Annotated in this window: 10 protein-coding genes; 6 read left to right on the top strand and 4 right to left on the bottom strand. The window is 44.1% G+C overall.

Translation table 11 applies throughout. The features are described from left to right. Positions 1-17 precede the first annotated feature (17 nt). The gene (locus EDD59_RS01135) at positions 18-1,688 is read left to right on the top strand and encodes a nucleoside kinase (RefSeq protein WP_132378045.1); all 1,671 of its coding nucleotides are present in this window, start codon (positions 18-20) and stop codon (positions 1,686-1,688) included. Here EDD59_RS01135 and EDD59_RS01140 read toward each other — a convergent pair whose 3' ends face one another. The 4 genes from EDD59_RS01140 to aroC are packed head-to-tail and all read right to left on the bottom strand — an operon-like array spanning position 1,689 to position 6,558. Further along, positions 1,689-3,572, bottom strand: coding sequence for an extracellular solute-binding protein (locus EDD59_RS01140; RefSeq protein ID WP_132378047.1), 1,884 nt, complete (start codon positions 3,570-3,572; stop codon positions 1,689-1,691). Beyond that, positions 3,569-4,384, bottom strand: coding sequence for an ABC transporter permease (locus EDD59_RS01145; protein WP_132378049.1), 816 nt, complete (start codon positions 4,382-4,384; stop codon positions 3,569-3,571). Before EDD59_RS01145 ends, EDD59_RS01140 begins: the two co-directional genes overlap by 4 nt. After that, complete coding sequence (locus EDD59_RS01150; protein WP_132378051.1) at positions 4,374-5,447, bottom strand: ABC transporter ATP-binding protein; 1,074 nt, start codon at positions 5,445-5,447, stop codon at positions 4,374-4,376. The genes EDD59_RS01145 and EDD59_RS01150 overlap by 11 nt, the downstream gene beginning before the upstream one ends. Before the next feature lies 1 nt (position 5,448). After that, complete coding sequence (gene aroC, locus EDD59_RS01155; RefSeq protein WP_132378053.1) at positions 5,449-6,558, bottom strand: chorismate synthase; 1,110 nt, start codon at positions 6,556-6,558, stop codon at positions 5,449-5,451. A 185-nt stretch (positions 6,559-6,743) separates the two neighbouring features. Between aroC and EDD59_RS01160 the strand changes: the two genes are divergently transcribed. The 5 genes from EDD59_RS01160 (at position 6,744) to ilvD (ending at position 13,077) form a co-directional block, all read left to right on the top strand. Beyond that, positions 6,744-8,459 carry a L,D-transpeptidase family protein gene (locus tag EDD59_RS01160; protein ID WP_132378055.1) on the top strand — a complete coding sequence of 572 codons (1,716 nt, stop codon included), beginning with the start codon at positions 6,744-6,746 and terminating at the stop codon, positions 8,457-8,459. 22 nt (positions 8,460-8,481) lie between these two features. Further along, a complete protein-coding gene (tgt, locus tag EDD59_RS01165; RefSeq protein ID WP_132378057.1) occupies positions 8,482-9,618 on the top strand; it encodes a tRNA guanosine(34) transglycosylase Tgt in 1,137 nt (378 codons plus the stop codon). Between the two features lie 136 nt (positions 9,619-9,754). Next, positions 9,755-10,063 (top strand): preprotein translocase subunit YajC, encoded by a 309-nt coding sequence (gene yajC, locus EDD59_RS01170; RefSeq protein ID WP_132378059.1) that lies wholly within the window; start codon positions 9,755-9,757, stop codon positions 10,061-10,063. Positions 10,064-10,268: 205 nt separating this feature from the next. Continuing rightward, a complete protein-coding gene (gene leuB / locus EDD59_RS01175; protein WP_207670352.1) occupies positions 10,269-11,357 on the top strand; it encodes a 3-isopropylmalate dehydrogenase in 1,089 nt (362 codons plus the stop codon). A gap of 46 nt (positions 11,358-11,403) precedes the next feature. Further along, on the top strand, positions 11,404-13,077 hold the full coding sequence (ilvD, locus tag EDD59_RS01180) for a dihydroxy-acid dehydratase (protein WP_132378063.1): 1,674 nt from the start codon (positions 11,404-11,406) through the stop codon (positions 13,075-13,077). The last annotated feature ends 8 nt before the right edge of the window (positions 13,078-13,085 follow it).

Below are 13,085 nucleotides of genomic sequence, written 5' to 3' on the forward strand. Positions count from 1 at the left end.
AAGGAAGTTTATAGTTTATGGAAGAAAAGACCTGTAAGGTAAAGATTGGAAATGAGACAAAAGAATATGCTTTTGGGATCACTTATCAGAAAATTGCGGAAGACTTTCAAGAGAACTATTCTCATCAGATTGTACTTGTTTTTGTAGACCGGTTCCGTCTTCAGGAATTGGAAAAAAAGCTGGAAAAAGATTGCGAATTAGAGTTTGTCACAACCGGCGATGCTATCGGATATGAGACATATAAGCGGAGTCTGTGCTTTATGCTTGTCAAGGCCGTGCACGACGTAGGAGGACATGACAAGGTAGAGAGGGTCCGGATTCATTTCTCAATGAGCAAGGGGTATTACTGTACGGTAGAAGGCAATGTGAAGCTGGATCAGGACTTTCTGGAGCTGGTGGCTGCACGTATGAAGAACCTTGCCGAGAACAGAATTCCTATTGAAAAGCGCTCTATCCATACAAATGAGGCGGTAGAACTTTTCAGAAAGCACGGAATGTATGATAAGGAACGGCTTTTTGAATACAGGCGTGTATCCAAGGTCAATATATACCGTATGAATGAATTTGAGGATTATTATTACGGGTACATGGTACCGGATACAGGATATTTGAAATACTATTCTCTCTATTTATATGACGAAGGGTTTATTCTTCAAATGCCAACAGTAAATGAACCGGAGAAAGTGCCTCCCTTTGAGCCCACACCAAAGTCCTTTCAAGTGTTGAAAAAGTCAATTTTGTGGGGAGATCTTCAGGGAATTGATACGGTCGGCGCTCTTAACGACATGGTAACCCGGCATGACATGAGTGAAGTGGTTTTGGTACAGGAGGCCTACCAGGAGAGGCAGATCGGCGAGATTGCCAAGCAGATTGCGGAGAAGCCGGACGTGAAATTTGTGCTGATTGCGGGTCCGTCCTCCTCAGGAAAAACCACGTTTTCACACCGCTTATCTGTTCAACTCATGGTAAACGGCATGCATCCCCATCCGATAGCAGTGGACAATTATTTCGTGGAAAGGGAGAAGACGCCCAAGGACGAAAAAGGAAACTACAATTTTGAATGTCTGGAGGCTATCGACGTTCAAAAATTTAATGAAGATATGCAGTCTCTTCTTTCCAGCAAAGAAGTTTATCTGCCCCTATTCAATTTTAAAACAGGAATCAGAGAGTATGATACCATTCCAAAGAAGCTTGGAAAGCAGGATATACTTGTGATTGAGGGGATTCACTGCCTGAATCCTGAATTGACGAAATCCCTGAATGCCGACAATCAGTTTAAAATATACATCAGTGCTCTGACTCAGCTGAATATCGACGAGCATAACCGTATCCCTTCCACTGACGGAAGATTGATACGCCGCATTGTGAGAGATGCAAGAACCCGGGGAACCTCGGCAAGAAACACGATTGCCATGTGGTCCTCTGTGAGGAGAGGAGAGGAGAAGAATATCTTCCCTTATCAGGAGGAGGCAGACGTAATGTTCAATTCTTCACTGCTATATGAGCTGGCCGTATTAAAACAATATGTAGAGCCTCTTCTCTTCGGAATGGGAAAAAACTGTCCGGAGTATGCAGAGGCCAAAAGGTTGCTGAAATTCTTTGATTACTTTGTCGGAATCGGGAGCGAACCCGTACCTACAAATTCACTTTTAAGAGAATTTATAGGCGGCGGATGCTTCCAGCTTTGACTACCTTGATTTTACTTCTCTCCAGAGTCTGTTATACAGTGCATCGTTTTCGTCTCCCAGGAATTTGAAGGTTTCACAATTCTTTAAATCTTCGGGCTCCGGGAATGTAATCCTGTTGTCCCGGAGTGCCTTATCCTCTATCAGTTTTCGCCCTTCAGAATTGGGGATGGAATAGGTAGTATAGTCGTAATTCATTTTTGCAATGTCAGGGCGGCACAGGAAGTTGATAAATTTCTCTGCATTTTCTTTGTGCTCTGCATTCTTTGGAATTACCCATGAATCAATCCAGAGGTTGGAGCCTTCCTTTGGAATCACGTATTCAAGATTTGGATTCTCCAGCTGTGTATAAAGTGCTTCACCGGAATAAATTACACCAAGAGCCGCCTCATTCCCTATCATTTTATCCCGGACCTGGTCGATGACATAAGCCTGTACAAGAGGTTTTTGCTCTATAAGCAACTTCTTAGCTTCTTCCAGTTCATCTAGATCTGTCGAATTTAGTGAGTACCCCAGGTATTTCAGGGTGACACCGAAAGTATCACGGACACTGTCCTGCATCAGAATGCTGTCTTTATATTTTTTATCCCACAGTATCCCCCAGCTGTCCACCGGTTCGTCGACCATAGTTTTATTATATAAAATTCCTACGGTGCCGAAGAGATAGGGAACGGAATATTTGTTTTCAGGGTCATACTGACGTGCCTGATCCATGTAGGGCTTATCAATATATTTGATATTTGGCACCTTGTCAAAATCAATCTCTGCGAGCAGATTGTTTTCAATCATACGCTGCACCATGTAATCTGATGGGCAGACTACATCATATGCAATAGCGCCGGACTGAATTTTTGGGTACATAATTTCATTGGTTTCATATTCCTCATAGACAACGTGAATTCCTGTTTCTTTTTCAAACTTTGTCAGGATATCCGGGTTAATATATTCACCCCAGTTGTAAACGATCACCTGACTTTTTCCTGCTGCGCTGTTATGAGATCCATAGAAGAAGCCGCCGGCAACGATGACAATTACAATTGCTGTGGGAACCACTTTCCGAAAAATAAACCGGGAAAGCTTATGCTTCTTTTTGATTTCTATCTGTCCGGAAGAAAGGACATCTGTTTTATCTGGTGCAGTATTTACCAGCATCAGTAATACCAGTACGGTAAGGAACATAATGGTCGAAAGAGCATACATCTCCGGCTTGATTCCTTTTCGGACTTCACTGTATATTTTGGTTGAAAGAGTATCCACACCCGGTCCCTTGGTAAAATGAGTGATCACAAAATCATCCAGAGACATGGTAAAAGCCAGCAAAAAACCGGAGAACACACCCGGCATAATATCCGGGAACACAACCTTAAAAAATGCGTAGACAGGAGAAGCACCCAGGTCCAATGCTGCTTCGTACACATTTTTGTTTGTCTGCTTAAGCTTTGGAAGGACACTTAAAATGACATAGGGTATATTAAATGTAATATGAGCCAGTAAAATGGTTTTAAACCCTAAGGAAAACCGAAATGCAATGAATAAAAGCATCAGTGATATACCTGTTACAATATCCGCATTGAGCATGGGAATATTGGTAATTCCCAGCGTGAGGGTTCTAAACTTAGGCTTCATTGCTTGAACACCGATGGCGGCAGCCGTTCCGATAATTGTTGCAATCAGAGCAGAAACAAGGGCAATGATAAGCGTCGTGTAAAGGGCATTCATGATTTCCTGGTTCTGGAAAAGAGTGATATACCATTTACCTGCAAAGCCCCCCCACTTTGCCCGGGTCTTGGAGCTATTAAAAGACAGAACAATGAGTGTAACAATGGGAGCATAAAGTAGAATAAAAATTAAAATAAGGTAAAAACGTTTTGCAGCGCTCTTGATCAAAATGCAGTTCCCTCCCCATCTTTATCGTATTTGGCAATCAGAGCCATGCTTACAATAATAAATATCATAAGAACAAGAGAAAGGCCGGAGCCGGTATTCCAGTTGCTTCCTTGTTTGAATTCCTGCTCAATAACATTTCCGATTAAAAGTATCTTGCTTCCTCCCAGCAGATCGGAGATAACAAAGGTAGTCAGGGAGGGGACAAATACCATGGTAATTCCGCTGATAATTCCTGGAACACTTAGAGGCAGAATGATTCGGGTAAAGGTCTGCAGGTTATTGGCTCCCAGATCCCTGGCTGCAAAGATGACATCCTTGTCAATCTTGGCGAGTACATTGTAAATAGGCAGTACCATAAAAGGTAAAAAGTTATACACCATCCCGAGAACAATTGCATAGGGTGTATTTATCAGGCCCTGTGCAGGCAAATGGAAAAATCCCAGCACTGAATTGATAATTCCGTTTTTCTCTAGAAGATTTTGCCAGGCAATGGTGCGCAGAAGAGAATTCATCCACATGGGCAGAATAAAAATCAGCACAATAAAGCTGCTCTGATTCACGTTTTTTTCCGATAGAATCATAGCTAGAGGATAAGCGAGTACAAGACAGATTATGGTACTGATAAAAGACAGCAAAAGAGCAAGCCCCAGAGCCTTCATGTTTTCGGGGGTAGTAATCTGTGCAAGATTCTGCAGTGTGAAGTTACCTTCTTTGTCAGTTAGTCCATAATAAACTATCATAAGAAGGGGAATAATAATAAAAGATACTGCCCAGAACAAATAAGGGCCGGTCAACAACTTTCTACTCTTCAATTCCGGCGGCCTCCTCATCTTCAGATTCTGGTTTTTGCATAATCTGAATGTCAAAGGGATCAACTTTGATTCCAACTTCGGTTCCTACAGGGAACATATCGGTGCTGTGTACCAGAAGTTCGTAATTATTTGCCAGAACTTCCATTTCATAGTGTACCCCTTTAAAAATGATGTGAGTGACTACACCTTGTATGATCCCTTTCTTCGGCTTTACCAAATCAATATCTTCAGGCCGGATAACTGCATCCACGGGTTTGTTTTTTCCGAAACCGACATCTACGCACTCCCAGACAGCCCCCAACATTTTTACTACTTTATCCTCTACCATCGTAGCGGAAAGGATATTACTGTCACCGATAAAGTCTGCAACAAAAGCATTCTGAGGCTCATTATAAATATCTTCGGGAGTTCCGACCTGCTGGACATACCCTTGATTCATAACTACGATTGTGTCCGACATGGTAAGCGCTTCCTCCTGGTCATGTGTTACATAGAGAAAGGTGATACCCAGCTCATTTTTCAGCCGTATCAGTTCATATTGCATATCCTGCCGAAGCTTCAAATCCAGTGCACCGAGAGGCTCGTCCAAAAGGAGAACTTTAGGCTCATTGACAATGGCCCGGGCGATAGCAATGCGCTGCTGCTGTCCGCCGCTCAAGGAATCTGGGGTCCGATTCTCAAATCCATCCAAATTAACAAGCTTTAACGCATAACGGATTTTATCCTGAATATAGCCTTTGGTCTTTCCTTTAATCTTCAGACCAAAAGCAATATTCTCTGCGATAGTCATATGTGAAAAAAGAGCATACTTTTGAAATACAGTATTTAATTGTCTGCGGTTGGGCGGCAGACTGTTGATATTTTTACCGTCAAAAATGATATCCCCTGAATCGGGGGCCTCAAAGCCTCCCAGAATCCTGAGAAGGGTGGTTTTCCCGCAGCCGCTTGGCCCCAGCAGAGTAAGAAACTCATTTTCACGGATGTAGAGGTTCAGCTGATCCAGGACTATATTTTCATCATATGACTTTGTTATATTTACAATATCAATTAACTTATTGGACATTCTATTTCATTCCTTCCGAATAAAAGGTTTTTATTTTATTGAGGCGGCTGCCCATATTTTCCAGGAGCAGGTCTGCCAGTGTAAGGGCGGTCATAGATTCTACTACGACGACTGCTCTGGGTACAATAACAGGGTCATGCCGTCCCTTAATGGAAAGTTCGGTTTCCCGGCCCTCTGAAGTCACCGTGCTCTGTGTACGGGCAATGGAAGAGGTAGGCTTCACAGTGGCACGGACGAGAAGAGTGGAGCCATCGCTCAGCCCGCCGAGAGTGCCGCCGGAGTGATTCGTCTTTTTGGCTATTTGTCCGTTCCGGATACAGAATTCATCATTATTCAAACTACCTGCAGATGAGGCAGCCCCGACTCCGTCTCCGATTTCCACAGCCTTTACAGCCCCTACGGACATCAGTGCCTTGGCAAGATTTGCATCCAGCTTGTCAAATACAGGCTCCCCCAAGCCTACCGGCAGACCGGTCGCAAAACACTCAATAGTACCGCCGCTTGAATCAAGATTTTTAAGCAGGGAAGAAAGATAAACCTCTGCCTTTTTGGCGGCATCGTTGTTGGGCATATACAGACTGTTTTCTGTAATCTCTGCAAAATGATAGTCCTCTTCAGAAATTGCTATAGGTCCTATAGACTTTGTGTAGGTTGTTACTGTGATTCCCATTTCTTTTAAAAATAAGGAAGCAACCGCGCCGGCCGCTACCCGCCCGGCAGTCTCCCGCCCTGAAGACCTGCCTCCCCCTCGGTAATCGCGGAAACCATATTTTTCTGTAAACGGATAATCAGCATGGCCGGGCCGGTATGTCTGTACCATATTCCCGTAATCTTTGGGGCGCTGATCGTAATTGTGGATGACAAGAGAAATCGGTGTTCCGGTTGTTTTCCCCTCAAACACACCGGACAGAATTTCCACCTTATCTGATTCATTCCTCATGGTTGTATATTTACTCTGGCCGGGCTTTCGCCGGTCTAAAAAGCACTGTATATCTTTTTCACGGAGAGGAAGCCCTGAAGGGCAGCCGTCCACGACTGCACCGATAGCAGGACCGTGGGATTCCCCCCATGTTGTCACTCGAAATAATTTGCCAAATGTTGATCCACTCATAGAAATACTCCTTTCTCCTAACGCATAGAATCATTATATAAGAAGTTGTATAAACGTGCAATGATTAAATTTACATGACATAAGTTTAATATTTTGTTAAGATGCTGGATTTTTACTGTACATTTCCAGTGTTTCGTAATATAATGTGGACTAGATATTGATTAAAAAAGAGGGAGTAATACTAAATGAGCGGAAGGCAAATAAAACAACCAGATGGTTTTAGCCCGAAGGATAAAGACATAAATGAAGATTACTATCTTGACGATATAGATGAAGCCGGCAAGGAAGCTTATCTGGATGATGAGGTAAAGGAAGAGGATCCAGATTATTTCCTTGATGATGATGAAGATAAGAGGCCGGATTTCTCTGAACTCACAGAGGAAGGTACCGCCCGTAATATTTTTGAAGAGGAAGATCCGCAGACAAGAAACCGGAAAGTCAAACGTAAAATAAAAAGCAGAAATAAAAGAAAAAAAGGAAAAGATAGTGGGGAAATTAAAACCGGAGGTTTGAAAAGAATCTGGATATTTTCCGGCTCCGCAGCTGCAGCACTTCTTTTAGCATATGTTGGTGTTTCCTTATTTTTCACGAGTCATTTTTCGCCAAATACAAAAATAAACGGCCGGGATTTCTCAGGCAGGACAACTGCTGATGTGGAGGCTTTTTTGAAAGGAAAAGTTAAGGACTATGAGCTGACTGTGCTGGAGAAAGATAATAAGTCCGACTCCATCAAGGGGAGTGACATTTCATTGGTTTATAAAGAAAGTGATGCGGTGGAAAAAGAGCTAAAGAAACAAAATGGATTCTTATGGCCGGCAGCACTTTTCTCGGAGAATGCTTCAGAAGTAAACATCGAAGTATCCTATAACCAGTCTGCCCTGGAGAGTAAGATTCAAGATCTTCAGGCCGTTGCGTCGGAACAGACGGCGTCGGAATCTGCCCGTCCTGAATTTAACGGGGAGAAGTATGTGATCAAACCGGAAGTTATAGGCACAGCGGTGGACATGGATGTATTAAATAAGAAAGTGTCACAGTATATTGCAGAATTTAAGCCGAAACTGGATATGGAGAAGGAAAAGTGTTATGTTCTTCCTAAGTATACTTCTGAATCTGAAGAAGTACAAAAGGCCTGTGATATGATGAATAACTATATAAAAGCAAGCATTACATACACAATGACAGAGCCGGCGGTTGTGGATAAAGTATTGATATCCACATGGATTTCTGCGGACGACAACATGAATGTGACGTTCAATGAAAATGCTGTCAGAGCATGGCTCACTGATTTCGGCGATAAGTACGATACAGTGGGAATAACAAGAACGATTACAACTCCAACCGGAAAGACAGCAGAGGTATCAGGAGGCACCTACGGCTGGTCTATTGATGAAGACACAGAATTCACGGCACTGACAGACAGCATTAAGAGCGGGGAGACTGTGTCAAAGGAACCGGCCTATTATCAGACTGCAGCAGAGCACTCTGCGACAGACTGGGGAAATACATATGCAGAAGTGGACTTGACTGCCCAGCACATGTGGTATATAGTGGACGGTGCAGTTTCTATGGAATCAGATGTAATAACAGGTGTTCCAATTCCGGAGAAGGAGACCCCTCAAGGTGTGTATGACATTCTGGAAATACAGAGAGATAAAACGCTGATTGGAGAGACGGACCCTGCGACGGGTGAACCTGAATATAAGACACCGGTTACCTTCTGGATGCGCATTACGTGGACCGGTGTCGGGTTCCACAATGCGGACTGGCAGCCTGCATTTGGAGGTACTTTATATCAAAATCCTGATATAGGCTCACATGGCTGTGTAAATATGCCCTATGATACGGCAGAAGCTTTGTTTAACTCCATAACAGTCGGCACACCGGTTATTATGCATTACTAATTATAAGACAAATGAGGTAACTATGTACGAATTATTAAAAAGAGACGGTCTTGCGAAGCGGGGCCGTCTTCATACGGTTCACGGAATCATCGAGACCCCGGTTTTTATGAATGTGGGAACGGCTGCCGCTATTAAGGGAGCTGTATCTGCTGATGATTTGAAAACAATCAAAACACAGGTAGAGTTGTCCAACACTTATCATCTTCATGTACGTCCGGGGGACAAAGTGGTGAAAAAGCTGGGCGGCCTTCATAGATTTATGAGCTGGGACAAGCCCATACTGACGGATTCAGGCGGCTTTCAGGTGTTTTCTCTTGCTGATTTAAGAAAAATAAAGGAAGAAGGAGTTCATTTTCATTCCCATATTGACGGCAGGAAGATTTTTATGGGGCCGGAGGAGAGCATGCAGATCCAGTCAAATCTTGCATCTACTATTGCCATGGCCTTTGACGAGTGTCCTTCCAGTGTGGCGGACAGAGAATATATGACCAATTCTGTGGCGAGGACTACCAGGTGGCTAAAACGCTGTAAGGCAGAAATGGCGCGTCTGAATGCATTGCCGGACACCATTAATAAGGAGCAGATGCTTTTTGCAATTAACCAGGGCGGAATATACGAGGACATTCGCGTGGAACATGCAAAGCAGATTGCAGAGTTTGATATGGAAGGATATGCTGTCGGTGGACTTGCCGTCGGAGAAAGCCATGAAGAAATGTACAATATTCTGGATGTGGTAGTGCCCTATCTGCCGGCAGAAAAACCAGTCTATCTGATGGGTGTGGGGACACCGGCCAATATATTGGAGGGAGTAGAGCGGGGAGTGGATTTTTTTGACTGTGTATATCCTTCCAGAAATGGAAGACATGGCCATGTGTACACGAACCGGGGAAAATTAAATCTCTTTAATGCAAGATATGAGCTGGATGACAGACCTATAGAAGAGGGATGTAAGTGTCCCGCCTGTCAAAGCTACAGCAGAGCCTATATCCGACATCTGTTGAAGGCAAAAGAAATGCTGGGAATGAGGCTCTGTGTTCTCCACAATCTTTATTTTTATAATACAATGATGGAAGAGATAAGGAATGCCATAGATGCGGGAGAATTTAAGGGTTATAAAAAGCGGAAGCTGGATGGTATGGCAGGGACAGAAGGACCATAAAAATTTCTGAATTACCAAAAGATACTTGAAGAATGAAAGAACTTTGTGTATAGTTAAGTTGTCTGTAAAAAAATACATTTTTTATGCACTAAGAAAGTGTACTTTAATGTAAAGTCAGAATTTAGGAGGAAGTAAGATGAATGGTTTATTGGCAGCTGCAAGCGGAGGAGCAGGTACATTTGGAATTATCCTGATTTATGTTGTAATTATTGGCGGTATGTGGTTTTTACTGATGCGTCCCCAGAAGAAAGAGCAGAAGAGAGTTCAGGCAATGCTTTCTACAATGGAGGTGGGGGATACTGCACTGACAACCAGTGGTTTTTACGGGGTAATTATCGATATTACAGATGATGATGTAATCGTAGAATTCGGGAACAACAAGAACTGCAGAATTCCCATGCAAAAATCTGCAATTGCACAGATAGAAAAACCAAATGCAGAGTAGAAGTTTAAGGATGCTTGAGCAGTAAATCGAGGGTGTCTGTCGGACCATTTAAAGGTTTGACAGATGCTCTCTTTTTATAACTGAAAATACCTATGCATTTTCTACCGGCACTTTTACGAATTAAAGGGTTGAAACGTGATTAAAAATACGGTATGATAAAGTTTAGTATTTTTTAACTTTATTATTTCGGAAGGAAGTAATTCATATGAAACTAAATATTGGTGTGATTAAAGGGGACGGCATAGGCCCGGAGATTGTATCTGAGGCGATGAAGGTTCTTGATAGAATAGGTGAGGTATTCGGACATGAGTGCTGTTATACCCAGCTTTTAATGGGAGGAGCTTCCATTGATGTAAACGGGGTGCCTTTGACAGATGAGACTATCGGCCTTGCAAGAGCCAGCGATGCTGTGTTGATGGGCTCTATAGGAGGAGATGCAGGGACTTCTCCCTGGTATCAGCTTGAACCGTCCAAAAGACCAGAGGCAGGTCTGCTAAAGATCCGAAAGGAACTGAATCTTTTTGCAAACTTAAGGCCCGCGGTGCTGTATGATGAACTAAAAGATGCATGCCCTCTGAAAGAGGAAATTATAAAAGACGGATTTGATATGATGATTATGCGGGAACTTACCGGGGGGCTTTATTTTGGAGAGAGAAAGACCGTAGATATAGATGGTGTAAGGACCGCTTATGATGAACTCACATACAATGAAAAGGAAATACGCCGCATTGCAAGGCGCGGATTTGAGATTGCCGCAAAACGCCGCAAAAAAGTGACAAGTGTTGACAAAGCTAACGTATTGGATTCCTCGAGACTCTGGCGAAATGTTGTGGAAGAGACGGCAAAGGATTATCCGGACGTGGCACTGGAACATATGCTGGTGGACAACTGTGCAATGCAGCTTGTGAAGGCCCCGGGACAGTTTGATGTCATTCTGACAGAAAATATGTTCGGGGACATTTTATCGGATGAGGCAAGTATGGTGGCTGGTTCTATCGGGATGCTGCCATCCGCAAGCTTGAATGAGACAAAATTTGGCCTTTACGAGCCAAGTGGCGGTTCCGCCCCTGATATTGTCGGGAAGGGGATTGCAAATCCTATTGCAGCCACTTTGTCCGCTGCAATGATGCTTCGGTTTTCTTTTGATCTGGACATGGAAGCCAATACGGTAGAGAATGCAGTGTCACAGGTTTTAAGAGAAGGATACCGGACCGCAGATATTATGGCGGCAGGAAAAATACAGATTGGGACCCGGGAGATGGGAGAAAAAATCTGTTCTTATATACAACGATAAGCGAGAAAGTACAGTCATGCGAGATAGAAAAAGGAGGTTTTTCATCATGAGAAGCGATAGAGTGACAAAAGGTGTACAGCAGGCACCACACCGTTCCCTGTTTAATGCACTGGGAATGACACAGGAGGAACTTGACCGGCCGCTTGTAGGTGTGGTCAGTTCTTATAACGAAATAGTACCCGGACATATGAATCTGGACAAAATTACAGAAGCCGTAAAAATGGGTGTTGCGATGGCCGGGGGAACCCCGGTTATGGTTCCGGCAATTGCCGTCTGCGATGGGATTGCGATGGGGCATGTTGGAATGAAGTATTCTCTGGTTACGAGAGATTTGATTGCAGACTCCACGGAGGCACTTGCGATGGCACATCAGTTTGATGCACTGGTGATGATTCCAAACTGTGATAAAAATGTGCCGGGGCTTTTGATGGCGGCAGCCAGAATTAATGTCCCTACAATCTTTGTAAGCGGCGGCCCCATGCTTGCCGGCCGTGTGAAAGGCGACAGAACAAGTCTCTCCAGTATGTTTGAGGCTGTGGGCGCTTATGCTGCGGGAACGATAACAGAAGAGGATTTGTGCGAATTTGAAAATAAGGCATGTCCTACCTGTGGCTCCTGCTCCGGCATGTACACAGCAAACAGTATGAACTGCCTGACAGAGGCCCTGGGCATGGGGCTGAAGGGAAACGGCACCATCCCGGCAGTTTATTCTGCCAGGCTGCAGCTTGCAAAGCATGCAGGTATGCAGGTGATGGAGCTGTTAAAACAGGATATCCGCCCGAGAGACATTATTACAGAAAAAGCTATTTTGAATGCACTGACTGTAGATATGGCTCTTGGATGTTCCACCAACAGCATGCTGCATCTCCCGGCAATTGCCCATGAGATTGGTATGGACTTTGAGATTCATTTTGCCAATGAAATCAGTGCAAAGACTCCGAATCTCTGCCATCTGGCTCCTGCCGGACATACATATATTGAAGATTTGAATGGGGCCGGTGGTGTGTACGCGGTTATGAATGAGTTGAATAAAAAGGGACTGCTGAATACAGACTGCATGACGGTAACGGGAAAGACCGTGGGTGAGAATATTGAAGGCTGTATTAATACAGACCCTGAAGTTATCCGCCCAATCGATCATCCTTACAGTGAGACAGGAGGCATTGCCGTACTCAAGGGCAATCTGGCACCGGACGGCAGTGTTGTGAAGCGCTCCGCAGTAGTTCCGGAGATGCTGGTGCATGAGGGCCCTGCGAGGATTTTTGAGAGTGATGAAGCGGCAACAGAAGCAATTAAAACAGGAAAGATCCATCCCGGCGATGTCATTGTGATCCGTTATGAAGGGCCCAAAGGCGGTCCTGGCATGAGAGAGATGTTGAATCCGACTTCCGCAATTACAGGATATGGTCTTGGATCATCCGTTGCCCTAATTACAGACGGACGCTTCAGCGGTGCGTCCAGGGGGGCAGCCATCGGTCATGTTTCCCCCGAAGCAGCAGTGGGAGGACCTATTGCCCTGATAGAAGAGGGAGATATTATTAAAATTAATATACCGGAATTGAAGTTGGAGTTGGATGTTCCGGAGGAAGAACTTAAGGCAAGAAGAGAGAAATGGCAGCCCAGAAAGCCTGAGATTACAACAGGATATCTGGCGAGGTATGCGGCTATGGTTTCATCGGGAAACAGAGGAGCTATTTTGGAAGTACCGTGGAAGAATTAGAGTTAGGA

It is taken from the genome of Muricomes intestini (assembly GCF_004346165.1).
Taxonomy (GTDB): Bacteria; Bacillota; Clostridia; order Lachnospirales; family Lachnospiraceae; genus Muricomes; species Muricomes intestini.

Bases quoted from the DNA above. Each gene is read 5' to 3' on its own strand.
- EDD59_RS01135 (WP_132378045.1), top strand. From the start codon at position 18: ATGGAAGAAAAGACCTGTAAGGTAAAGATTGGAAATGAGACAAAAGAA.
- EDD59_RS01150 (WP_132378051.1), bottom strand. From the start codon at position 5,447: ATGTCCAATAAGTTAATTGATATTGTAAATATAACAAAGTCATATGAT.
- aroC (WP_132378053.1), bottom strand. From the start codon at position 6,558: ATGAGTGGATCAACATTTGGCAAATTATTTCGAGTGACAACATGGGGG.
- EDD59_RS01160 (WP_132378055.1), top strand. From the start codon at position 6,744: ATGAGCGGAAGGCAAATAAAACAACCAGATGGTTTTAGCCCGAAGGAT.
- tgt (WP_132378057.1), top strand. From the start codon at position 8,482: ATGTACGAATTATTAAAAAGAGACGGTCTTGCGAAGCGGGGCCGTCTT.
- yajC (WP_132378059.1), top strand. From the start codon at position 9,755: ATGAATGGTTTATTGGCAGCTGCAAGCGGAGGAGCAGGTACATTTGGA.
- leuB (WP_207670352.1), top strand. From the start codon at position 10,269: ATGAAACTAAATATTGGTGTGATTAAAGGGGACGGCATAGGCCCGGAG.
- ilvD (WP_132378063.1), top strand. From the start codon at position 11,404: ATGAGAAGCGATAGAGTGACAAAAGGTGTACAGCAGGCACCACACCGT.